We start from the raw sequence: 23,029 nt of genomic DNA on the forward strand, positions 1-23,029 counted from the left end.
GAAACGCCCGGTCCCATTCCGAACCCGGAAGCTAAGACCCACAGCGCCGATGGTACTGCACCCGGGAGGGTGTGGGAGAGTAGGTCACCGCCGGACAACCATTAAAAAAGGTCGAGAGCCCCAACCAGTTCCTGGTTGGGGCTCTCCCGCATTTAAACCACTCCTTCACACCCGCCCCCGGGCCCCCGGGCCGGCCGCCCTTCGGACGCTTCCTCAGATCCTGCCGTCGTTTCCCCGACCCTTCCTCAGATCCTGCGTGCTTTACTCAAACGCTCCTGCAGGCCCCGCCAGCTGTGAGGACGCGTCGGGGTTGGGGCGACGGGATGTGAGGACGCGTCGGGGTTCGGGCCACGGGATGTGAGGAAGCGTCCGGATCGAGGACGTCAGGTACTGGGGGTGGACCCCAGCCGGAGGCCGCTTTTGGGTTGAAATCCTTGAAATACCGGTGATTTAGGTCAAAAAGTCGCGGAAACACGCGGAATTTGTCCCCCTCCCGGGTGCAAGCTGGTAAGTTTTCGAACAGTGGCTTGCACGCACGCCGCATGCAGGATCCAGAATCAAGAGCGTCCAGGAGGACATACATGGCTAAGAACCGTAGTGAACTTGTTTCAGAGGTAGCAGGCAAGGCCGGCACCAGCCAGGCAGCCGTCAACTCCGTGCTCGATGCACTGTTCGAGGTTTTCGAATCTTCTGTCGCCGCCGGCGAGAAGATCACCATCCCGGGCTGGCTCGCAGTTGAGCGCACCGACCGTGCAGCCCGCACTGGCCGCAACCCGCAGACCGGCGAGACCATCCAGATTGCAGCCGGCCACAGCGTCAAGCTGACCGCAGGCTCCAAGCTGAAGGCCGCTGTCTCCAAGAAGTAGTCTTTCGCAGCTCAGAGGAGCGGCAACCCGCGGGTTGCCGCTCCTCTTGCTTTAACCGTCGATCGGCCCGACCGTCGATTGGCCCAGCCGTCGATTCGCCGCCTTGGCGACGGTAGCGGACAATGGATAGGTGCCCTCAGCAGCAAAACCCCTTACTCCGCAACCCGCGCCCGATTCGGGCACGCGGGCCACCGACAGTGCCTTCGGCATTCAGCGGGCCTGGCAGCTGGCCGGACTCGGTGCCCTCTTCCTGGGGCTGGTGGCTGCCTTGCTGTTCTCAGGTGCCGCGGCCGCCCGTGAAGTTTCCGACCCCGGTGCGCTGGTACGTTGGGGCCTGCCGGTCAGCAAGGCCGTCCACAATGTTTCCATTGCCGCTGTAGTCGGCGGGCTCATCTTCGCGGCAGGTATCCTGCCGCACAAGCTTGGTGGTGCGCGGGCGAAGGACAATGACGCGCCCGAGCACCCCGCCTTCACCCGCGCGCTTGCCATCGCCGCAGCCGCAGGCGTGGCCTGGACGCTGTCCGCCATTGCCGTCCTGGTACTGACGTACTCCGACGTGGCGGGCCAGGGCATCTCCGGGGATGCTGAGTTCACCCGTGCCCTCGTCTTCTTCATGACAGACATTGAAACGGGGCGCGCCTGGCTGGCCGTCACTATCATCGCCGCTGTCGTAACAACAGCCCTCTTCGGGGTGCGCTCCCTGACCGGGCTGGTGTTTACGCTGCTGCTGGCATTGATCGGCCTGGTCCCCACTGCACTAATCGGCCACTCCGCCAGCTCCAACGACCACGAGGGCGCCATCAACTCGCTGGGCCTGCACCTGGTGGGGGTCAGCGTCTGGGTAGGCGGCATCATCCTGCTCGCCCTCCTCTCCGGTATCCTCGCGCCGCGCAGCCAGGCCCGCAGCGGCCACACGTCCCAGCCGGGCGTCCTCGACATCACCGAACCGGTCCTCCGCCGGTTCTCGTCACTCGCAGGGTTCGCATTTGCGCTGGTACTCGCATCGGGCGTCATCAATGCCAGCATCCGCGTGACCAGCTGGGCTGACCTCTTCGGCTCGGCCTACGGGCAGCTGATCCTCGCGAAGTCCGCCGCCACCCTGGTGCTGGGCGGAATCGGCTTCATGCACCGGCAGTGGGTCATCCCGCAGCTAGCCCGTGCGGGGGCTGCCATGTCCGCCCGGCGCGTGCTTTGGCAGCTGATTCTCATCGAACTCCTCATTATGGGCGCCACGTCCGGCATCGCCGTCGCGCTGGGCCGCTCGGCGCCGCCGGAACCAACAACCTACGCTGCGGACGCGTCTCCGGCGTTCATCCTCTCCGGCTACGAGCTGCCCCCGGAACTGACGCCCGAACGCTGGTTGACCGAATGGCGCCTGGACTGGCTCTGGATCGCCGTCGCCATTTTCGGCCTGGTGTCCTACCTCCTGGGCGTGGCCAAGGTCCGGGCGCGCGGGGACAAGTGGGCCTGGTTCCGCACCACAAACTGGATCATCGGCCTGCTGGTGCTGACCTACATCACGTCCGGACCGCCGTCGGTATACGGCCGCGTACTGTTCTCGGCGCACATGGTGGACCACATGGCCCTCACCATGGTGGCCCCGATCTTCCTGGTGCTCGGCGCCCCCGTGACGCTTGCGCTCCGGGCCCTTCCGGCTCGGAAGGACGGGTCCCGCGGGCTCCGGGAATGGCTCCTGCTGTTCGTTCACTCGAAGTTCTCGCAGGTGGTCACGCACCCGCTGTTCGCTGCCGCCAACTTCGCCGGCTCCATCGTGCTGTTCTACTACTCGGATGCCTTCAGCCTCGCGATGCGGGAACATGTGGGCCACGAGCTGATGAACCTGCACTTTGCGCTGACCGGCTACATCTTCGTGCTCAGCATGATCGGCACCGACCCGCTTCCCCGCCGCGCGCCGTACCCCCTGCGGCTCCTGCTCCTGCTGGCCACCATGGGCTTCCACGCCTTCTTCGGGGTGGCCATCATGGGCGGCACCAACCTGCTGGCCGCCGACTACTTCGGCAACCTCGGCCGCAGCTGGGGCGCCCCGGCGCTCCTGGACCAGCAAATGGGCGGCGCCGTGGCCTGGGGCATCGGTGAAGTTCCCACGCTGCTGGTGGCGATCGGCGTCGCCATCATGTGGTCCAGGTCCGATGAACGCGAGACCCGCCGCACCGACCGAGCCGCGGACAGGAATAACGACGCCGATCTCACCGCTTACAACGATATGTTTGCCAAATTGGCTGAACGTGACGCCAAGCTGGCTGAACGCGACTCAAAGCTGGAAGGACGCTGATGAGCGAAACCGTACGCACCCACCACCGGGTCCGCGCCTCCGAACTGGTGGGCCGCAACTGGCTGAACACCGGCGGCAAGACCCTGGACCTCCACGCCCTCCGCGGCAAAATCGTGCTCCTGGACTTCTGGACCTTTTGCTGCATCAACTGCCTCCACGTGCTGGATGAGCTCCGGCCGCTGGAGGAAAAGTACTCCGACGTCCTGGTCACCGTGGGCGTGCACTCGCCGAAGTTCGAGCACGAGGCCGATCCCGTAGCCCTTGCAGCAGCCGTTGAGCGCTACGAGATCCACCACCCGGTCCTGGACGACCCCGAACTGGAAACCTGGAAGGCCTACACCGCCCGCGCCTGGCCCACCCTGGTGGTCATCGACCCTGAGGGCTACATCGTGGCGCACCTTTCGGGCGAAGGCCATGCGGACGGCCTCGGTGTCCTCATCGCCGAGCTGATCGCCGAGCACGAAGCCCGCGGCACCCTGCACCGCGGCAGCGGCCCCTACGTGGCCCCGGAGCCGACGTCGGGGACCCTGCGCTTCCCGGGGAAGGCGCTGTACCTTCCGTCCGGCCGTGGTTCAGCGTCCGACGCCGGTGCTGCCGCCGGCGCCGCTGACGCCGGCACCTGGCTTGTCACCGATACCGGCCACCACCGCGTTCTGGAGCTTGCCACCGACTTCCACACCGTACTGAACACGTACGGCTCCGGGGAGAAGGGCCACTTCGACGGTGCCGCCGGCACCGCCCGGTTCAACGAACCCCAGGGTCTAGTCCTGCTGCCGGAAGACGTGGCAGCAAAGACGGGCTACGACGTCGTAATTGCCGACTCCGTCAACCACCGCCTGCGGGGACTGTCCCTTGCGGACGGAACCGTCACCACCCTCGTGGGCAGCGGTGTGCAGCGGCTCCTCGAAACCGGGCCCGCCCGCGTGGACGAGGACGCGGCCGGCTTCACCGGACGCCTGGGCGACCACCCACTGGACGTGGCCCTCAGCTCGCCGTGGGATGTCGTCTGGTCCAGCAAGCTGAACGCCGTGGTGATCGCCATGGCCGGCGTGCACCAGATCTTCAGCTACGAGCCGCTCACCGGGGACGTCTCGATCGTCGCTGGCAACGGACTGGAAGGCCTGCTGGACGGACCCGCCCACGAAGCCTGGTTCGCGCAGCCTTCAGGCGTGGCCGAGGACGCCGACGGAAACATCTGGGTTGCGGACTCCGAAACCTCTGCCCTGCGCAAGCTGGTAATCGGCGACGACGGAACAGTCACCGTTGAATCAGCCGTGGGCAAGGGCCTGTTCGACTTCGGCTTCCGCGACGGCGAGGCGTCCGGGGCACGCCTGCAGCACCCGCTGGGCGTCACCGTGCTGCCGGACGGGTCCGTGGCCATCGCCGACACCTACAACGGTGCTGTGCGCCGCTACGATCCGGCCGCCGGTACCGTGTCCACCCTGGCCCGGGGACTTGCCGAGCCGTCCGACGTGATCGTCGACCACACCCAGGTGGCCGGTTCCGAGCCGCTGCTGGTGGTGGTGGAGGCGAACAAGCACCAGCTGGTGTACGTGCCCATCCCCAAGGAAGCCCAGCAGGTGGACGAGGGCGCCTCCCAGACGCACCGGCCCAAGAGCCCCGTGGCGCCCGGGCTGCTGGAGCTCGCGGTCCGCTTCACGGCGCCCACCGGGCAGAAGCTCGATGACCGCTGGGGAGACCCCACGCAGCTGAAGATTTCCTCCACCCCGCCGGAGCTGCTCGTGGCCGGCGGCGGGACCTCCGTGGGCCTGCTCCGTACGCTCGAGCTGGCCTCCGACGTTCCGGAGGGCATCCTGCACATCACGGCCCGCGCAGCCGCTTGCGACGGCCCAGAAACCGAAGACGGCGAGATCCCCGACCACGCCGCCTGCCACCTGTACCAGCAGGACTGGGGCATCCCTGTGGTGCTGCAGGCTGACGGCGACACTGATCTGGTGCTGGACCTGCGCGGCATGGACTAAAGGTTCCCGCTGTTCTGACCAAGCGGCCCGGCTTTCAGCCCTCACGGCGAGAAGGCTGGGCCGCCGGCGTTAATGGACCGCTGGCGTTAAGGGGCTGCCGCTGGCTTAGGGCAGCGGGCATGAGGGTGCGGCGGGCCAAAAGCGGGTTCCGGCTCAGCGGAACCTAGAAGGTGAGCAGCGGCGTGACCTTGATGGTGTCGCCGTCGATGTCCAGCCGCGTGGTGAAGCTGAAATCGTGCTCCACGTCCAGGGGCGAGACAACTCCGGTGAACAGGTCGATCTGCTCGGCGGTAATCTTTGCCTTGCCGTCCAGCGGCGCCACCACCCACCGGCCGTCAAATGGCTCGATGGTGATCTTCGGGTACTCGGTGATGCTCCACTTGATGGTCCCGTCCACCACACGGTTGTTGGTCACGTGGTAGAACGGGCAGTCGGGTTGAAGCTTCTGCTGCTGGCCGGCTTCGGCCGCGCACTTGTCGAGGAACTCCTTGACCCGGGCGGACACCGCCTGGTTCAGTTCGTCCGTGGCATGCGTGAGCAGGTTCAGCGGGGCAGCGGGAGCTTCCCGCCCGGAGACCGTGGCCCGCGTGGGGGGAGCTGCGAAGTACTGGCCGTTCAGGGACGCCTCGTACTCGCCCGGGTAGAACACGGCGAAGCTGTTGTGGCCGCCCGGCATGTTCACCGGCACACCGTTCATCGTTGCCTCGCTGGAGTTCACCACCGTGACGTCCACAGTGGGCAGGGTGGTCGGCACGAAGGACCACTTATGGAAGAACAGCCACTCGGTGCCCGTGCTCTCGAGCAGGAACTCGGTGTGCAGCTGGCTGCCGTCGATGGTGTAGTCCATCGGCACCATAACCCGGTTGCCGCCGCGCCCCACTGCGGCGCCGAGCCTGACGTTCGTGATCCGCGATGCCGACGTCTGCAGTGCAGTGCCGTCGAGCATGGCGGCATCGGCGTCCGGCACCGACGCGCGGAGCAGGCCAAGCGCCCGCTCGCCTTCGCCGTGCTGCAGGGCCTCCAGATATTCGCGCACGGGCTGCTGCGGACTGGCCACGGAGGAGTTGACCAGATTGACCGAAACGATGGCGCCAACGATGGCAAGCATGAGGCCCAGCAGCCATCCGGCCGCCGTCTTCACCAACGCTTGACTCATTTGCACGCCCCCCACGTTACCTGCAACGCCACGCAACTCTGGAGTAGCGCCGGTCCCCATGACGCCCGCCCGGTGCGCAGGAACGCCCGACGGCGGGGCCTCACCCGCCGCTTTTGGCGTTACCTTCCGCTAGCGGCGGCGCCGGGACGAGGTGCCGAAAACGCCCCGCAGGAGCTCCCGGCCGAGCTGCGTTCCCATGGACCGGGCCATGCTTTTCAGGCCGCTGCCAAGGACCCCGCCGAGGGCGCCGGTGATGTCGTCCATCATGCCGCCCGGCTGGGGAGCCTGACGCCTGGCCGGGGGCGGAGGTACGGAACGGCCGTCGGCCTGCCCGCTGCTGGGCTGGCTGCTGCCCGGCTGCCTGCTGCTGGGGCGGCCGAGGATCTCCTCCTCGATGCGGCGGGCTTCGTCGTCGATGGCTGTTGGGTCGGGACTGCCCGGGACGAACACCTCGGGCGACGGCACGGGCGGCTGCCCGGGTGCCGCGGCGCCCGTGGACGCCCCGGCCTTGCCGGTCAGCTTCTCGTACGCTGAGACGTTGTCCACCGCGGTGCCATACTTCGCGAGCAGCGCTGACCCCGCCACGGTGCTCCTGACCAGTTCGACGGCGCTGGGACCCATCACGGACTCCGGCGCCCGGAGGCGGGTCAGGGCAACCGGCGTCGGGGCTCCTCTTTCGTTCATCACCGTGATGACGGCTTCGCCGATGCCCGCTGACGTCAGGGTTTCCTCGAGGTCGTAGTCGCTGACCGGGAACGTGGAGACAGTGGCCTTGAGGGCCTTCGCATCCTCCGGCGTGAATGCCCGGAGGGCGTGCTGGACACGGTTGGCCAGCTGCCCCAGGACATCTGCAGGGACATCCTTCGGGGTCTGCGTGACGAAGAAGATGCCCACGCCCTTGGAGCGGATCAGCCGGACCGTGGTGGTGATGGCTTCCAGGAAGGCCTTGGAGGCGTCATTGAAGAGCAGGTGCGCCTCATCCAGGAAGAACACGAGCTTGGGCTTGTCGAGGTCGCCGGCTTCGGGCAGGTCCTCGAACAGATCCGCGAGCAGCCACATGAGGAAGGTGGAGAAGACCAACGGCTTGGTCTGCAGGGTGGGCAGCTCCAGGCAGCTGATGACGCCACGCCCGTCAGGCGCCGTGCGGAGCAGCTCTGCGGTGTCGAACTCGGGCTCGCCGAAGAACCGCTCCATGCCCTGCGCCTCGAGGGTCACCAGTTCGCGGAGGATGACGCCGGCAGTGGCCTTGGAGAGGCCGCCCAGGTCCTTGAGCGCTTCCTTGCCCTCGTCGGAGATGAGGAACTGGATGACGGCACGCAGATCCTTCAGATCCACCAGCTCAAGGTTGTTCTTGTCCGCAAAGTGGAACACGAGCTGGAGGCTGGATTCCTGCGTGTCGTTGAGCTCCAGGACCCGGGCGAGCAGGATGGGCCCGAACGACGTAATCGTGGCGCGGACGGGAATACCGTCGCCGTCCCCGCCGAGGGCCAGGAACTCCACCGGAAACGTCTTCCCTGACCACGCCTGCCCGATGCTCTCGGTCCGTTTGGCCAGCTTCTCGCTCCCGGCGGCCGCCGTGGCCAGCCCTGAAAGGTCGCCCTTGATGTCCGCCAGGAATACCGGCACCCCGGCGGTCGAGAGCTGCTCCGCCATCATGTGCAGGGTGACGGTCTTGCCTGTCCCGGTGGCGCCGGCCACGAGTCCGTGCCGGTTCATCATGGACAGCGGCAGCCGGACCGGCGCGTCCTTGTGCAGTTCGCCGTCGACGATGGCGGCGCCCAGCTCGATGGTGGCACCCTCCAGGGCGTAGCCCTTTTGGATGGTGCCTACTTTATCTGCGGTGGACTTGTTGGCCATGCCGCCAGCATAGCGGGAGGCGCATTGGCGGGATATGTGGACAGCGTCACCGGCGCGGAAAGAAATAACCCGGGCTCCGCCGTCGTTGTTCCCAATGTGCCGGTCCCCCGCGAAGCCGGCAGCTGCGCTCCCCCTACGAAAGGCCATCCCGCCGTGACTGTTCCCCTCTCCATCCTCGACCTGGCAACCATCGGCAAGGGCCAGACGGCGGCGGAGAGCTTTGCCGGGAGCGTCGCCATGGCCCAGCTGGCCGAAAAACTTGGCTACCGGCGGGTCTGGTACGCCGAGCACCACAACATGTCCTCCATCGCGTCCTCTGCCACGTCCGTGCTGATCGCCCACGTGGCCGCCCACACCGAGAGCATCAGGCTGGGTGCCGGCGGCGTGATGCTGCCCAACCATTCCCCGCTCACCATCGCCGAGCAGTTCGGCACGCTGGAGACACTGCATCCCGGCCGGATTGACCTGGGCCTCGGCCGTGCGCCCGGCAGCGACCAGAACACCATGCGCGCACTGCGCCGTGACCCGCATTCGGCCGACACCTTCCCGCAGGACGTCCTGGAGCTGCAGGGCTACCTCAGCGGGCCCACCCGCGTGCAGGGCGTGGAGGCGACGCCGGGCAGGGGCACCAACGTGCCCCTCTACATTCTGGGGTCATCCCTCTTCGGGGCAAGGCTGGCGGCGCAGCTGGGGCTGCCGTACGCCTTCGCCTCCCACTTCGCTCCGAACGCGCTGCAGGACGCCGTCGCCGTTTACCGCCGCGAGTTCAAGCCGTCAGAGCAGCTGGCAGCGCCGCACGTCATTGCCGGCGTCAACGTGGTGGCCGCCGACTCCGCCTCGGACGCCCAGGAAATGCTTCGCGCCACGATGCGTGCCCGTGTCTCACTGTTCTTCGGCGGCGGACGGCAGTTCACCGACGACGAAGCGGACATGATCCTGGATTCCCCCCAGGGACAGCACGTCTCGCAGATGATGAAGTACTCGGCCGTGGGCACCCCGGACGTCGTGCTGGAGTACCTGGACGGCTTTGCCCGGCACGCCGACGCCGACGAGCTCATCGTGGCGCACCAGAGCACCGGAACGGCAGAACGGCTGCGCTCGGTTGAACTCCTTGCCGAGGTAGCCGGACTGGTCGGCGTCTGACCCGCTGGGCCAACGAAATATTTGCCGCCGCCCTCCGGGTGTGCTTTGACTAAACCCGCAGGTCAAAGCGGGAGTAACGAATATCGGTGTCCTTATAGGGCAATTCAGGGCCCCGGTTGTTCAACAGATATCTTTGACTTGGGCCGGTGCGGAACCTAGCTTTAAGTGCGCAAGGTCTCAATCTAAACACTCATTGCCGGCTGGGTTGAATGTAGCGGTCTCAAATCACAACATGCCGTTGTCCCGCCCCGGATACCGCGGGCGGGGTAATTCGGTGTGCGCGATCCTGATTCGCCAGGCTGTCATTCACCGCCTGTGATTTGCCGGCTGCGCGGGGGGTGCTTTACGAATAAGGCATTTGCTCTGCCATAAAGCACTTCCCGCCATGGATCAGATGCAGGTAAATAACATGAAGATACGTCAGCGCCGCCGGCAGTGACAGCAACTCCGGCGCAACCAGCACATCGGCCTGGAAGACGCTCTCCAAGGTCAACCAGGCGGTTCTCAAGCCAGGTGACACCGTCAGTTTCCGCCGCGGCGACACCTTCAGTGGCGGCGTGGTCACCGCCCAAAGCGGAACCTCCACCGCCCCCATCACGCTGAACAGTTACGGCACGGGCAACGCGCCCATCGTCACCGGCGGAAAATCCGGAAACTGCATCCGCATCAACGGCAGCTACACCACCGTTGAGGGTCTCCGCGCCGTGGCCTGCGGCTACGCCGGCATCAGCGTTACCGGCGACCGCAATACTGTGCGGAACTCCAGTGCGTCCAACAATGCCGTGGGGCTCAAAGTGGGCACCGGCTCGGACTTCGGAAAATACACGGGAAATTCACTGACCAGCAACAACGTGATGAATGTGAACACGCCGGGCACTAATTGCGGGACGTCGGCGGCCGTGAACTGCAGTGACGACTCGGGTGCTTTTGGCGTGCTGATTAATGGCAACGACAACGAGTTTTCCAACAACAGCGTCAGCGGGTCCACCGGCAAGTCCTATGACTACAACCAGGACGGCGGTGCGTTCGAGATCTACAACGGCAACCGCAACAACATTCACCACAACGTGTCGCTGGACAACAACAACTTCTCCGAACTTGGCAGGTCCTCGGGAACCGCGGACGGCAACATCTTCCGCTACAACCTGATCCGCTCAACCTGCGGCGCCAACTGCTCCGAGGCCAAGGGCCTCATTGCCCGTGGAAACGGAACATCGTTCGGTCCCACCAACGGCACCGTTTTCGAGTTCAACACTGTCTACCTGACCGGCGCGCAGTCGCAGGCGCTCGTGTGCCACGCGACGTGCCCGGCCTCAACGGTGATCCGCGCCAACATCCTTGCGGGCGTCAAGAACTCCCTGTGGATCAATGGGTCGGGCTGGACCGAGAAGCAGAACGTCCTGAACGGCCCCGCCAACATCGCCCCCAACAGCACGTCCACGACGGCACCCACCCGCTTCGCGAATGCGCCGGCGGACCTCAGCCTCACCGGCACCAGCCCCGCCATCGACAGGGCCGGCAGCACGCCCTACACGGTGGACCTCATGAGCAAGCCTTCAGTGCAGAACGGCGACTGCGCCGGAACGGCCGCTGCCGATGCCGGAGCCTACGAATACGATTCGCCCAACTGCTGATTCCAGCCGGCAGGAACAGGGCCCTGCAAAGTTACACGAACGCAATAAGGGGGATATTCAGGGGAAACGGCCGCGGCAGACACTTTAGGAGTCCAAGACCGATTGGGGATTATCCGAAGGATTGCCGCGCATGCCCACTCCGCTCAACCAAACGGTGGCCGATTCCGCACTGCTGACCAAATCCCTTCCCCTGGGCCTGCTGCGGGCCTTCGTTCAGTCGGAGGCGTCCGACGACGGGCTCACACCCCAGTTGCTCGCTGAACTTAGGGTCCTGGCCCGGACCCCGGGGCTGCTCGTCGCCTGCAATTACGGCGGAACCCTGTGTGCCGCGGAGGGCATCTCCACGGAAACACTGCCGCTGGGCGGCGCGGCCATCGCCCTCAGGGCCCTGGCCGCCCTGCCCAACACGCACGCCGCCGTCATCTCGGGGAGATCCCTGCGTGACCTGGCCGCGGTCTCCAGGCTTCCCGCCGAGGTCCATCTGGTGGGCTCGCACGGGGCCGAGTTCGACATGGGATTCGCACACGGACTCTCGCTGGCCACCGAGTCGGTGCTGCAGCAGGCCAACCAGGCGCTGCTCGAAGCGGTGGGTGCCTACAAAGGAATCACCATCGAACGGAAACCCGTCGCGGTCTCGGTCCATACCAGGTCCGCCGCGCCGGATGTCGCGGCCAAGTGTGCCCGGAAGGCGGAGGAGGTTGCCCGGGCCCTTGGGCTGTTCTTCATTGTGGACGGCTCCGTCCTGGACCTGTCCGTGGTGCAGCCCTCCAAAGCCGATGCCCTGGACCACCTGCGGGCCCGGCTGGGTGTGAGCGCTGCGCTGTACGCGGGGGATGCCGTAAGCGACGAACTGGCGCTGGCCACGCTGCGCGGCCCGGACATGGGGCTGTGGGTGGGGGACCTGCCGTCGCAGGCGAAATACCGGCTGAAGGATCCGGAATCGTTCGCCAGGGTGCTGGGGATCCTCTTCGAGCTGCGCCGCGCCTGGCTTTTCGGTGAGGATGCCGTTGGCCTGGAGCGGCACTCCATGATCGGGAACGGCTCCTCCACGGCACTCCTGACGCCCGAGGCAAAAATTTGCTGGATGAGCCACCCCCTGCCGGACTCGGGCTCCCTCTTTGCCCACATCCTGGGAGGCGACGCGGCCGGGCACTTCTCCGTGGAGCCGGTCAAGGCGTCGAGGGTACTTGGCCAGCGGTACGTGGACAGCACCATGATCGTGGAAACACGGTGGGCGGACGTCACAGTAACCGACTATCTTGAGCCTGCCCCGGAAGGCATCACCAGCCTGGTCCGGGTGCTGTCCGGCACCGGCGCGGCCCGGATCGTCTTCGCGCCCCGGCCGGATTACGCCAATGCGCCCTTCAGCATGGAGGCGCGCGGCGGGGAGCTTCACGTCGTCGGCACGTCCGACCCCATCATCCTGCTGGCGCCGGATGTCAGCTTCGCCGTCACCTCGGACGGACGGCACGCCACGGCCACCGCCGAGGTCAACCTGCAGCACGGACCGGTTGTCCTCAACCTCCGGTGCGGCGATACGGAGCCCCAGCACGCGTCCTGGAAGGACAACGCAGGGACGGACGAAGCGGACCGCAGGGCCGCCGTCGCCCATCACTCCCGCCGCTGGGTCCAGAACCTGGCGCTGCCATCCGTCAAGCCGTCCCTGGTGCGGCGCTCGGCCCTGGTGCTGCGCGCGCTGGTCCACGAGCCCACCGGCGCGGTGCTCGCGGCCCCCACCACGTCCCTTCCGGAGGGCATCGGGGGGACCCGCAACTGGGACTACCGCTACTGCTGGCTGCGCGACGGCTCCATGACCGTCAGTGCCCTGGTGGATCTGGGGTCAACGGGGGAGGCCGACGGTTTCCTGAGGTGGCTGACAGGCATCCTGGCCAACGCCCCGGGGCCGGAGTGGCTGCATCCGCTGTATTCGGTCACCGGCGCGCCGCTGTCCACGGAGGCCATTATCGAGAGCCTGCCCGGATATGCGGGCTCGCGTCCCGTGCGGATCGGCAACGCCGCGGACCACCAGGTCCAGCTGGATGTCTTCGGCCCGATCGCCGAGCTAATCCACGGGCTGAGCGAGTCCCGGGGTTCGCTGGCGGACGAGCACTGGGAGCTGCTGGTCCAGATGGCCAGTGCCGTGCTGGCCCGGTGGCATGAGCCGGACCACGGCATCTGGGAGGCGCGCCGCGCACCGAGGCACCACGTCTACACCAAGGTGATGTGCTGGGTCGCCCTGGACCGGGCACTGCGCACCGCCACACGCCACGGCCGCAGCCCCGAACCTGCCTGGGCGGACACGGCCGCGACCATCCGCGAAGAGGTGCTCAGCGAGGGGTGGGACCACACCGCCGCGTCCTACACTGTGGCCTACGACAGCCCCGACCTCGACGCCGCCGTCCTGCACATCGGGCTGTCCGGCCTGCTCGACGTCACCGACCAGCGGTTCCTGGACACCGTCACCGCCGTGGAGCGGGAACTCCGCGTGGGACCCACGGTTTTCCGGTACAAGTACGACGACGGCCTGCCGGGCCTGGAGGGCGGGTTCCACATCTGCACCACCTGGCTGATCGAGGCGTACGTGGCGGTGGGCCGTATCGCCGAGGCCTGGGACCTCTTCGACCAGCTGGTCAACCTCTTCGGACCGACAGGGTTGTTGCCGGAGGAGTACGACCCCGGCACCGAGACGCACCTGGGGAACCACCCGCAGGCCTACTCGCATCTCGGCTTCATCCGCTGCGCCCGGCTTCTGGACCGGCACCAGCGGAGCTGACCCGGGCGGTCCCGGTTGGGGTTCCCGCCCGGGGGGCCATTAGGCCCGAGGGTTCCCAGGCACGAGGGTTCTTAGGCCCGGGAGGCCGCGAAAATCGCCGGCGCGGGGCCTTCCCCGGTGGCAAGGTCAGCAAGGATCCGGCCCACCACCGGCGTGAACTTGAAGCCGTGGCCGGCGAAGCCCGCCCCTATGATCACCGGGCCGATCCGGTCCAGCACGAAGTTGTGGTCCGGAGCGGTCGTGTACGTGCAGCTGATATCGGTCATGGCGTCGGCGTCCACGCCGGGCAGCCAGTCCCTGGCGTACTGCTGCAGGGCGGCGCGCTGGCGCGGTTCGGGCAGGTAGGACCGCCTGTCCGGGTCCACCACGGGGCCCACTCCATGCCAGCCCGCCTTGACGCCCTCGCCGGGGGTGAGCATGCCGTACACGGGGGAGTAGAAGCCCGCGTAGTCGCCGCCCTCGCCGGGGAAATGGTTGAATCCGGGCCAGGTTGCGCCGTCGTCGGTGATGCCGAAGTGCGCGGGCTGCTCCTGCGTGACCGTCAGGCGCGGGGTGGCAATTGAGCCTGCGAGCAGCTTGGAGGTCCAGCCGCCAACGGTGACCACCGCCTGCCTGGCGGTGAGCACCTCCGTCCGCCCGCCGCCGTCCACGGTGAGCCGGACGCCGTCGTCGAGTATTTCCAGCCCCACAACCTTCACGCCGTGCCGGACGGCGGCGCCGTTGCGTGCCGCGAGCCGCTGGAACGCCGGGAGGGCGGCCTCGGGGTTGAGCTGGCCGCCGTCGGGCATGTGGAGCACCTGCTGGTCGAAGCGGATGCCGCGCCAGCGCTCGCCTGCCTCGGCGATCGGCACGAAGTCAGCCCGCAGTCCGGCGCTGTTCAGTGCCGCGTGGATCTCGCCGAGGCGGGGGTCAGGGCCGTGGTTGACGACGCCGGTGCGCGCGAGCAGCCGTTCGCCGCTCTCATCTTCGAGCTCGGCCCAGAGCTTCAGCGTTTCGGCCAGCATGGCCACGTACTCGGGCTCGGCGTAGGCAAGGCTCAGGTTCCGGGTGGCGCCGTGCGAGGCGCCCTTGTGGTGGCCGGGCGTGAACTGCTCGAGCAGCGTCACGTCGCGACCGCGGGCGGCCAGCGCCCAGGCGGCTGCGGAACCCATGGCTCCGCCTCCGATGATCACGGTGTCCAGGGTGCTGTTCAAGATTTCCTCCAGTTCGGGCGGCAGACGCGCGGAGCGGTCGGGGACGGGGCGGCAGTTATGCCAGAAGCAGGGCCACACCGATCATCGCAGGCACGGCAACGATCGTGGTGATCAGGACGGTGTCCTTGGCAACCGTAAGCCCGGCCTTGTACCGGCTGGCGGCGACGAACACATTCTGCGCGGTGGGCAGGGCGGACGTGACCACCACGGCGAACAGCGCGGGGCCGTCCAGCCCGAGGGCGAAGCGCGCGAAGAGATACGCGATCGCCGGGTGCACGAAGAGCTTGAAGCCGCTGGCCAGCAGGGCATCGGTTCTCCGGCCGGCCGCTGCCTGCAGCGGCTTTGACCCGTTCAGGCTCATGCCGAAGGCCATCAGCATGGCAGGAATTGCGGCGCCGCCGATCAGGTGGATGGGTTCCAGGAGCAGCGGCGGGACCTGCCACCCTGTGCCGGCGACCAGCAGGCCGAGGGCTGAACCGACGATCATGGGGTTCTTCAGGATCAGCATGACGAACCGGAGCGGCGTGGTGCGGTGCGAGCTGGTGGTGGCATCAAGGGCCATGAGGAAAATCGGCGTGAAAAAGGCCAGCTGAAAGATCAGCAGGGGAGCCACATGGCTGGCGTCGCCGAGGACGTACACGGCAATCGGGATGCCCAGGTTGGCGGAGTTGGCCAGCGATGCGCTCATGGACGACATCAGTGATTCCGGAACGGTGCGCTTGAGCAGGAACCTGACGATGACGAAGAACAGGGCAGCGGTGGTGACAGCGCCGACTGCCGCCACCAGCAGCGGCGCGGCGAACACGTCCCGCAGGCTCGCCCTGCTCAGCGTCTCGAAGAGCAGCGCGGGACTGGCCACGAAGAAGGTCAGCCCGCTCAGGACCTGGCGGGCATTCTCGCCGAGGATTTTCCGCCTGCCCACGAACATGCCCACCAGGATGATGGACCAGACCACAAAAAAGCCTGCGAGGACGCCTAGCACGGGGTCGCCGCCGGGGGCAGGCTAGGGCAGGGGGTGGCATCCACCATCCCAGCCTAATCAGATTTATTCAGCCGCGGTCCACGTTGTGGCGGGGATCTCGCTGCTGCGCCGGCTTGTATGCTTCCGCGTGGGTCCCCCGCGCGCTGGCTCTGCTGCTAGCTCAGCGCAGCGTTGTTTAGCGCGAACGGTGGCCTCATCAGGCCCGGTGTGAGGCCTTCGGCGGGGTCATTGCCCAGCTGGATGATGCGGTTGTCCTTGTCCACATGGACAACCCTGGGCTCGTACGCCTTGGCTTCCTCGGTGGTCATCTGCGCGTAGGTGATCAGAATGACGGTGTCGTTCTCATGCACCAGATGGGCAGCAGGGCCGTTGATCCCGATGACGCCGGAACCCCGTTCGCCGGCGATGGTGTACGTCTCGAGGCGGGCGCCGTTGGTGACATCCACAATGGCCACGAGCTCGCCAGGCAGGATGTCGGCAGCGTCGAGCAGGTCCAGGTCAACGGTGACGGAACCCACGTAGTGCAGGTCAGCGTGCGTGACGGTGGCCCGGTGGATCTTGGACTTAAACATTGTGCGATTCATAACGTCAACAGTCTAACGCCGGGGTCAACGCTTGGCTGTGAGCCAGGGAACACCCGCTACACGACTTCTCCGCTGGCTGCTGCGCCATTAATTGGTCCCTCGGTGCCGGCTGCTTGCGTTGCCGGCGTCGCCGCGGGGGCGCCGGAGGCGTCCGCGCCGGTGTCGATTTCCTGGGCAGCCGCGATGGTGGCGGCCGTGGAGGCGAGGATTTCGCGGGCGGCGAGGATGGCGGGGCGCTGCGCCCCGGAGCGCCGCACGGACGTGAAGACTGTGCGCCTCGGCTTGCCGGGGAGATCCAGCAGCTCGGCCGTGGTGCCCCGGCCGGTCCATACCAGGTCCGGCATCAGGGCGACGGCGTTTCCGGACTCGATCAGGCGGATCTGGGCCTGGAGGTCTGCTGTTTCAAAGCGGACATCGGGCTCGAAGCCTGCACTCCGGCAGGCCTGCTCTGCCCAGTGCCGCGACGCCGCGCCGCGCGGTTCCATCACCCAGGGCATCTCTGCGGTGTCTGCGAGTGAATCGATCTTCCTCCTGCCCTCGGCAGCCGGCGGGACTGCAAGCCGGATGGCGTCACTCGTGAGACGTACGCGGTCCAGCTCGGGGTAGCGGGGCGCCGCGTGGCCGGGGTACTGCTCGGCGATGACCAGGTCGAAGTCCCGGGCCCACGTTTCATGCAGCGCCGTCTCCGGTTCGCGCTGAGTCATTTCGATCCGGACCTCGGGGTAGGTCGTGGCCAGGCGGGTCAGCGCATCCGGCATGAGCGCAAGCGCTGCGGACTGGAAGACGGCGATTCGTACCGTGCCCGAAACCGTGGTCAGGGATGCCGCCAGGTCGGCCTCCGCCTGCTCCAGTGTTTCCAGCAGATGGGCTGTATGTGCCACCAGAACCTCAGCCTGCGGCGTCAGCTGCACGCGGCGCCCGGTTTTCCTGAGCAGTTCCACCCCGACTTCCTTCTCAAGGAGGGCCAATTGTTGGGAGACTGAGGAAGGACTGTACTGCAGGGCTGCGGCCACCTCGGCGAGCGTGCCCCGTATCTTCAGCTCGCGGAGCAGCCTCAACCGGCGGACATCAAGCATGGGCTGTTCCTTGGTTTACACAAATGAATAGTTGGACTAACGAATACTGGTTAGAAGTATGCACTTTATCTAATGCAACACTGCTTGCATACTAAACAGATTGAGTTACCCCCATCACAGGGCGAAATGATGGGGCCGCACCTACGCAGGAGTCCCGATGAGTACAACAGATCCGTCGCAGTCAATCTTGAGGCGCAAGCCCATTGACGACATCGAAGTAGAGAACAAGCACAGCGGCCTATTCAAGTCCCTCGGGCTGTGGCAGCTGACCGCCATCGGCGTCGGCGGGATCATCGGCGTCGGCATTTTTTCGCTGGCAGGCCTTGTGGCGCACGGCAGTGCTGACACTCCTGGCGTCGGACCTGCGGTGCTGATTTCCTTCCTGATCGCCGGCCTGGCCTCGGCCGCCGCGGCGCTGTCCTACGCAGAATTCGCCGGCATGATTCCGCGCGCCGGCTCGGCATACACCTACGGCTACGTGGCCCTGGGCGAAATCATCGGCTGGTTCATCGGCTGGGACCTGCTGTTGGAGTACATCGCGATTGTGGCCGTGGTGGCTATCGGTATCTCCGGTTACTTCGATGCCTTCCTGTCCGGCATCGGGATCCACATGCCCGTATGGATGACCTCCACCCCGGACGAAGGCAAGGGCGGCATCGTCAACATCCCCGCCATCGTCGTCTGCCTGCTGGTGACGTGGATCCTCTCCCGCGGGACCAAGACGTTCGGCCGGTTCGAACTCGTGGCCGTTGCCATCAAGGTCGTGCTGATTCTGTTCATCATCGGATTGGGCGTCTTCTACATCAACGCCGAGAACTTCAACCCGTTCATGCCCAGCGGCTTTGGACCCGTCCTGGCGGGCTCGGCCACCGTGTTCTTCGCCGTGTTCGGTTACGACGCCATGAGTACAGCGGCCGAAGAGGCGACCGACGGCAAGAAGCACATGCCAAAGGCCATCATCCTGTCCCTCGTCATCGCCATGCTGCTCTACGTTGCCGCCACCCTCGTGCTCACCGGAATGCAGAACTACAAGGACATCGATCCGGCTGCAGGCTTCGCGTCGGCGTTCCAGGGCGTCGGCCTCCCCGTCATCGCCACCATCATCTCGGTCTTCGCCGTGCTGTCCATTCTCACCGTGATGCTGACGTTCCTCCTCGGCGTCACCCGCGTGTGGTTCTCCATGAGCCGTGACGGCCTTCTCCCCGGCTGGTTCTCGAAGACGGACCGGCACGGAACCCCGCAGCGCGTGACCTGGATCGGCGGCATTGCGTCCGCGCTTCTGGCCGGCGTGTTCCCCATCAAGGCCGTCGCCGACCTCACCAACATCGGTATCCTCGCCGCGTTCGTGGTGGTGTGCGTTTCCGTGATCATCTTCCGCTACACCAAGCCGGACGCGCCCCGGACCTTCCGCCTGCCGCTGATGCCGGTGGTCCCCGCATTCGGTGTCCTGGCTTCCGCCTTCCTAATGTTCCAGCTGCACTGGGAAACCTGGCTGCGCTTCGGCATCTGGCTCGTGATCGGCCTGGTGATCTACTTCGCCTACGGCAAACGGCACTCCCTGATGAACCCGAACAGCCCGCGGCACGACGAGGCCGTGGAGATGCACACGCCCGTGTAGTTCTCCCTGTTCGCGCGCCTTACCGATGAACCCTCCCGCACCCCAGGTGCGGGAGGGTTCTTCTTTTGGCGGCGAAAGGTGATGGAGGGTTTGGATCTGGCGGCGAAAGGTGAGGGAGCGTTTGGGTTACCTGACCCTTCCTCACTTCTCGCAGCAAATCAGGCGACCCTTCCTCACTTCTCCGCGACTGCGGGGGCTGCATTTTGGGGTGTCCGGCGGGGCCACAGAATGATCGGTTTTTCTAAGGTGTATTGCTCAGAAAAGATCGCTTTATCTTAAGAGACTCGAGGCTCATACTGATGAATAAGACGATCCCACCGCACTGAAAGAACGAGGACAGCCATGACCAACACCGCAACGGATCACCGCGTGCAGGCAGGCAAGGGCGCCGCTGTTACCGGCGCCGTCGCCACCCCCTCGGCAGGGTCCAACGTCGCCGAAGCGACTGCCCTGGCCACGGACGCAGTCGCCCTCGTCCGCCGCTGGCTCACCGAAGCCAGCAAGTTTCCCGTGGACGCATCCGCTGAGCAGCTTGCTGGCGTCCTCAAGGACCCGAACGGCCTGGACTTCACCGTGGGCTTCGTCGACGGCGTGGTCCGTCCCGAGGACCTGCACGTGGCCGCCCGCAACCTCGCTGCCCTCGCCCCCAAGGTTCCCGCCTTCCTGCCCTGGTACATGCGCCGCGCTGTCCAGATGGGCGGCCTCATGGCACCGGTCCTGCCGCAGGTTGTCATTCCCGTGGCCCGCAAGGTCCTCCGCGAGATGGTGGGCCACCTGATCGTTGACGCCACCGACTCCAAGCTCGGCCCGGCCATTGCCAAGATCCGCAAGGACGGCATCAAGCTCAACGTGAACCTGCTCGGCGAGGCCGTGTTGGGCGAGCACGAGGCCTCCCGCCGGCTCGAGGGAACCCACACGCTGCTGGCCCGCCCGGACGTGGACTACGTCTCCATCAAGGTGTCCTCCACCGTGGCCCCGCACTCCGCCTGGGCCTTCGACGAGGCCGTGGAGCACGTCGTCGAGAAGCTCACGCCGCTGTTCGCCCGCGCCGCCTCCTTCTCCAAGCCCAAGTTCATCAACCTGGACATGGAGGAGTACAAGGACCTGGACATGACCATCGCGGTCTTCACCCGGATCCTGGACAAGCCCGAGTTCAAGAACCTGGAAGCCGGCATCGTGCTCCAGGCCTACCTTCCGGACGCGCTCGCCGCCATGATCCGGCTGCAGGACTGGGCTGCCGCACGCCGCGCCGGCGGCGGCGCAGCCATCAAGGTCCGCGTGGTCAAGGGCGCAAACCTTCCCATGGAGCAGGTGGAAGCCTCGCTGCACGACTGGCCGCTGGCCACGTGGGGCACCAAGCTCGACTCGGACATCAACTACAAGCGCGTCATCAACTACGCGCTGCACCCGGACCGGATCGGCAACATCCGCATCGGCGTCGCCGGCCACAACCTGTTCGACATCGCCTTCGCCTGGCTGCTGGCCAAGCAGCGCGGCGTCGAGTCGGGCATCGAATTCGAGATGCTGCTCGGCATGGCGCAGGGCCAGGCCGAAGCGGTCAAGAAGGACGTCGGCTCCCTGCTGCTCTACACGCCCGTGGTGCACCCGGCCGAATTCGACGTCGCCATCGCCTACTTGATCCGCCGGCTCGAAGAGGGCGCCAGCCAGGAAAACTTCATGTCCGCCGTCTTCGAGCTCAGCGAGAACGAAGGACTGTTCGAGCGCGAAAAGCAGCGCTTCCTGTCCTCCCTGCAGGAGCTCGACGACGAGGTGCCGCAGCCGAACCGCCTGCAGAACCGCAACGAGCCGGCAGAGCTGATGCCCCGCACCGGCTTCCGGAACACGCCGGACACCGATCCGTCCCTGCCCGCCAACCGCGACTGGGGCCGGGCCATCCTGGAGCGCGTTCCGGCCTCGACCTTGGGCAACGCCTCCGTCGAAGCCGCCACCATCACTGACGCTGACACCCTCAACAAGGTGATCGCCACCGCCGTCGAGAAGGGCAAGGCCTGGGGCGAGCTCTCCGGCAACGAGCGCGCCGAGATCCTGCACCGCGCCGGTGACGTCCTCGAGGCCCGCCGCGCGGACCTGCTCGAGGTGATGGCCAGCGAGACCGGCAAGACCATCGACCAGGGCGACCCCGAGGTCAGCGAGGCCGTTGACTTCGCCCACTACTACGCCGAGTCCGCCCGCAAGCTGGACCAGGTGGACGGTGCCACCTTCGTTCCGGCGAAGCTCACCGTGGTCACTCCGCCGTGGAACTTCCCGGTGGCCATCCCCGCCGGTTCCACGCTCGCGGCACTGGCCGCCGGTTCCGCCGTCGTGATCAAGCCGGCCAAGCAGGCCCGCCGCAGCGGCGCCGTGATGATCGAGGCACTGTGGGAGGCCGGCGTGCCGCGGGACGTGCTCACCATGGTGCAGCTGGGTGAACGCGAGCTCGGCCAGCAGCTGATCTCGCACCCGGCCGTTGACCGCGTTATCCTCACCGGCGGCTACGAGACCGCTGAACTGTTCCGTTCCTTCCGCAAGGACCTGCCGCTGCTGGCCGAAACCAGCGGCAAGAACGCGATCATCGTCACCCCCAGCGCCGACCTGGACCTCGCCGCCAAGGACGTGGCCTATTCAGCCTTCGGCCACGCCGGACAGAAGTGCTCCGCAGCCTCGCTGGTAATCCTGGTGGGCTCCGTTGCCACCTCGAAGCGGTTCCGCAACCAGCTGATCGACGCCGTGACCTCCCTCAAGGTGGGCTACCCGCAGGACCCCACCAGCCAGATGGGTCCGATCATCGAACCGGCCAAGGGCAAGCTGCTCAACGCGCTGACCACCCTGGGCGAGGGTGAGAACTGGGCCGTCGAGCCCCGCAAGCTCGACGACACCGGCCGGCTCTGGAGCCCGGGCGTGCGCTACGGCGTCAAGCGCGGCTCCTACTTCCACCTGACCGAATTCTTCGGCCCCGTCCTCGGCGTTATGACCGCGGACACCCTGGAAGAGGCCATCGCTATCCAGAACCAGATCGAGTACGGCCTCACCGCCGGCCTGCACTCACTCAACACCGGCGAGCTGGGGCTCTGGCTGGACACCATCCAGGCAGGCAACCTCTACATCAACCGCGGCATCACCGGTGCCATCGTGCAGCGCCAGCCGTTCGGCGGTTGGAAGAAGTCTGCAGTTGGCGCCGGCACCAAGGCTGGCGGCCCGAATTACCTCGCGGGCCTCGGCGACTGGACCAGCGCAGAGAGCACCCAGGGCGCCGCGGCGGGCATCGCCAACCGCAGGGTGCAGCGCCTCGTGGAAGCCGTGAAGGGCGAACTCGGCGCTGCCGACATCGAGGCCCTGCAGCGGGCGCTGGGCTCCGACGCCCTGGCTTGGGCGGACGAATTCGGCACCGCCAAGGACGTCTCGGGCCTGAGCGCCGAGCGGAACATCTTCCGCTACCGTGCGCTGCCGGTCACCGTCCGGCTGTCCGACGGCGGATCCCTCCGGGCGCTCGTCCGGACAGTTGCCGCCGGCGTACTTGCCGGTGCCCCGGTCACTGTTTCGTCCGGCGTCGAACTTCCCGCCCAGCTGCGTTCCGTACTCACCGGGCTGGACATCCCCGTGACGGTGGAGGACGACGCCGCGTGGCTGGCATCCGCGGGCCGTCTCGCCGCGGCGGGCAAGCTGTCCGGCGGACGCATCCGCCTGATCGGCGGCTCTGCAGCCGATCTCGCCGAGGCTACCGGCGGCCGCCCGGACCTGGCCATCTACGCCCACGAGGTGACGGAGGCCGGCCGTATCGAGATGCTGCCGTTCCTGCACGAGCAGGCCGTCAGCATTACGGCGCACCGCTTCGGCACACCGAACCACCTCTCCGATTCACTGATCTAGGGGCC

At 66.6% G+C, this 23,029-nt stretch carries 15 protein-coding genes and 1 rRNA gene; 9 read left to right on the forward strand and 7 right to left on the reverse strand.

Going from position 1 to position 23,029, the window contains the following annotated elements; translation table 11 throughout:
• The 4 genes from rrf to AC5RWD_RS05640 all read left to right on the forward strand — a co-directional run.
• Positions 1-96, forward strand: a 5S ribosomal RNA gene (gene rrf, locus AC5RWD_RS05625); the annotation flags it as partial.
• Positions 97-581: 485 nt separating this feature from the next.
• Positions 582-866: an HU family DNA-binding protein gene (locus AC5RWD_RS05630; protein WP_003803320.1), complete on the forward strand. Its 285-nt coding sequence runs from the start codon at positions 582-584 to the stop codon at positions 864-866.
• 130 nt (positions 867-996) lie between these two features.
• Positions 997-3,159, forward strand: coding sequence for a bifunctional copper resistance protein CopD/cytochrome c oxidase assembly protein (locus tag AC5RWD_RS05635; protein WP_494019072.1), 2,163 nt, complete (start codon positions 997-999; stop codon positions 3,157-3,159).
• Entirely contained in the window at positions 3,159-5,141 is a 1,983-nt protein-coding gene (locus tag AC5RWD_RS05640; RefSeq protein WP_494019073.1) for an NHL domain-containing thioredoxin family protein, read from the forward strand. The genes AC5RWD_RS05635 and AC5RWD_RS05640 overlap by 1 nt, the downstream gene beginning before the upstream one ends.
• A gap of 163 nt (positions 5,142-5,304) precedes the next feature.
• Here AC5RWD_RS05640 and AC5RWD_RS05645 read toward each other — a convergent pair whose 3' ends face one another.
• Entirely contained in the window at positions 5,305-6,297 is a 993-nt protein-coding gene (locus AC5RWD_RS05645) for a hypothetical protein (RefSeq protein WP_494019074.1), read from the reverse strand.
• A gap of 129 nt (positions 6,298-6,426) precedes the next feature.
• Positions 6,427-8,154 (reverse strand): helicase HerA-like domain-containing protein, encoded by a 1,728-nt coding sequence (locus AC5RWD_RS05650; RefSeq protein ID WP_494019075.1) that lies wholly within the window; start codon positions 8,152-8,154, stop codon positions 6,427-6,429.
• Positions 8,155-8,307: 153 nt separating this feature from the next.
• Here AC5RWD_RS05650 and AC5RWD_RS05655 point away from each other — a divergent pair, with 153 nt between their 5' ends.
• A complete protein-coding gene (locus AC5RWD_RS05655; protein WP_494019076.1) occupies positions 8,308-9,297 on the forward strand; it encodes an LLM class flavin-dependent oxidoreductase in 990 nt (329 codons plus the stop codon).
• A gap of 343 nt (positions 9,298-9,640) precedes the next feature.
• On the opposite strand, the gene AC5RWD_RS05660 is transcribed toward AC5RWD_RS05655, so the two are convergent.
• On the reverse strand, positions 9,641-9,862 hold the full coding sequence (locus tag AC5RWD_RS05660) for a hypothetical protein (RefSeq protein WP_494019077.1): 222 nt from the start codon (positions 9,860-9,862) through the stop codon (positions 9,641-9,643).
• Between AC5RWD_RS05660 and AC5RWD_RS05665 the strand changes: the two genes are divergently transcribed.
• Positions 9,855-10,931, forward strand: a complete 1,077-nt coding sequence (locus tag AC5RWD_RS05665) for a right-handed parallel beta-helix repeat-containing protein (RefSeq protein WP_494019078.1) — start codon at positions 9,855-9,857, stop codon at positions 10,929-10,931. The genes AC5RWD_RS05660 and AC5RWD_RS05665 overlap by 8 nt on opposite strands.
• A gap of 130 nt (positions 10,932-11,061) precedes the next feature.
• Positions 11,062-13,704: a trehalase-like domain-containing protein gene (locus AC5RWD_RS05670; protein ID WP_494019079.1), complete on the forward strand. Its 2,643-nt coding sequence runs from the start codon at positions 11,062-11,064 to the stop codon at positions 13,702-13,704.
• Between the two features lie 71 nt (positions 13,705-13,775).
• Here the strand turns inward: AC5RWD_RS05670 and AC5RWD_RS05675 are convergent, their stop codons facing one another.
• The 4 genes from AC5RWD_RS05675 to AC5RWD_RS05690 all read right to left on the reverse strand — a co-directional run bounded on the left by AC5RWD_RS05675 (position 13,776) and on the right by AC5RWD_RS05690 (position 17,539).
• Positions 13,776-14,897 (reverse strand): FAD-dependent oxidoreductase, encoded by a 1,122-nt coding sequence (locus AC5RWD_RS05675; protein ID WP_494019080.1) that lies wholly within the window; start codon positions 14,895-14,897, stop codon positions 13,776-13,778.
• Positions 14,898-14,952: 55 nt separating this feature from the next.
• Positions 14,953-15,879 (reverse strand): AEC family transporter, encoded by a 927-nt coding sequence (locus tag AC5RWD_RS05680; protein WP_494019081.1) that lies wholly within the window; start codon positions 15,877-15,879, stop codon positions 14,953-14,955.
• Positions 15,880-16,034: 155 nt separating this feature from the next.
• Positions 16,035-16,463 carry an aspartate 1-decarboxylase gene (gene panD / locus AC5RWD_RS05685; RefSeq protein ID WP_494019082.1) on the reverse strand — a complete coding sequence of 143 codons (429 nt, stop codon included), beginning with the start codon at positions 16,461-16,463 and terminating at the stop codon, positions 16,035-16,037.
• A gap of 56 nt (positions 16,464-16,519) precedes the next feature.
• Positions 16,520-17,539, reverse strand: a complete 1,020-nt coding sequence (locus AC5RWD_RS05690; RefSeq protein ID WP_494019083.1) for a LysR substrate-binding domain-containing protein — start codon at positions 17,537-17,539, stop codon at positions 16,520-16,522.
• Positions 17,540-17,696: 157 nt separating this feature from the next.
• Between AC5RWD_RS05690 and AC5RWD_RS05695 the strand changes: the two genes are divergently transcribed.
• Together AC5RWD_RS05695 and AC5RWD_RS05700 are read left to right on the forward strand one after the other, a co-directional pair.
• Positions 17,697-19,157, forward strand: coding sequence for an amino acid permease (locus AC5RWD_RS05695; protein ID WP_494019084.1), 1,461 nt, complete (start codon positions 17,697-17,699; stop codon positions 19,155-19,157).
• A 342-nt stretch (positions 19,158-19,499) separates the two neighbouring features.
• Positions 19,500-23,024 (forward strand): bifunctional proline dehydrogenase/L-glutamate gamma-semialdehyde dehydrogenase, encoded by a 3,525-nt coding sequence (locus AC5RWD_RS05700; RefSeq protein WP_494019085.1) that lies wholly within the window; start codon positions 19,500-19,502, stop codon positions 23,022-23,024.
• Positions 23,025-23,029 lie beyond the last annotated feature (5 nt).

This window comes from Arthrobacter sp. CMU6, assembly GCF_059090205.1.

What these genes read in the sequence shown, in the direction of transcription:
- AC5RWD_RS05630 (WP_003803320.1), top strand. Translation starts at nt 582, where the DNA reads ATGGCTAAGAACCGTAGTGAACTTGTTTCAGAGGTAGCAGGCAAGGCC.
- AC5RWD_RS05640 (WP_494019073.1), top strand. Translation starts at nt 3,159, where the DNA reads ATGAGCGAAACCGTACGCACCCACCACCGGGTCCGCGCCTCCGAACTG.
- AC5RWD_RS05645 (WP_494019074.1), bottom strand. Translation starts at nt 6,297, where the DNA reads ATGAGTCAAGCGTTGGTGAAGACGGCGGCCGGATGGCTGCTGGGCCTC.
- AC5RWD_RS05650 (WP_494019075.1), bottom strand. Translation starts at nt 8,154, where the DNA reads ATGGCCAACAAGTCCACCGCAGATAAAGTAGGCACCATCCAAAAGGGC.
- AC5RWD_RS05670 (WP_494019079.1), top strand. Translation starts at nt 11,062, where the DNA reads ATGCCCACTCCGCTCAACCAAACGGTGGCCGATTCCGCACTGCTGACC.
- panD (WP_494019082.1), bottom strand. Translation starts at nt 16,463, where the DNA reads ATGAATCGCACAATGTTTAAGTCCAAGATCCACCGGGCCACCGTCACG.
- AC5RWD_RS05690 (WP_494019083.1), bottom strand. Translation starts at nt 17,539, where the DNA reads ATGCTTGATGTCCGCCGGTTGAGGCTGCTCCGCGAGCTGAAGATACGG.
- AC5RWD_RS05695 (WP_494019084.1), top strand. Translation starts at nt 17,697, where the DNA reads ATGAGTACAACAGATCCGTCGCAGTCAATCTTGAGGCGCAAGCCCATT.
- AC5RWD_RS05700 (WP_494019085.1), top strand. Translation starts at nt 19,500, where the DNA reads ATGACCAACACCGCAACGGATCACCGCGTGCAGGCAGGCAAGGGCGCC.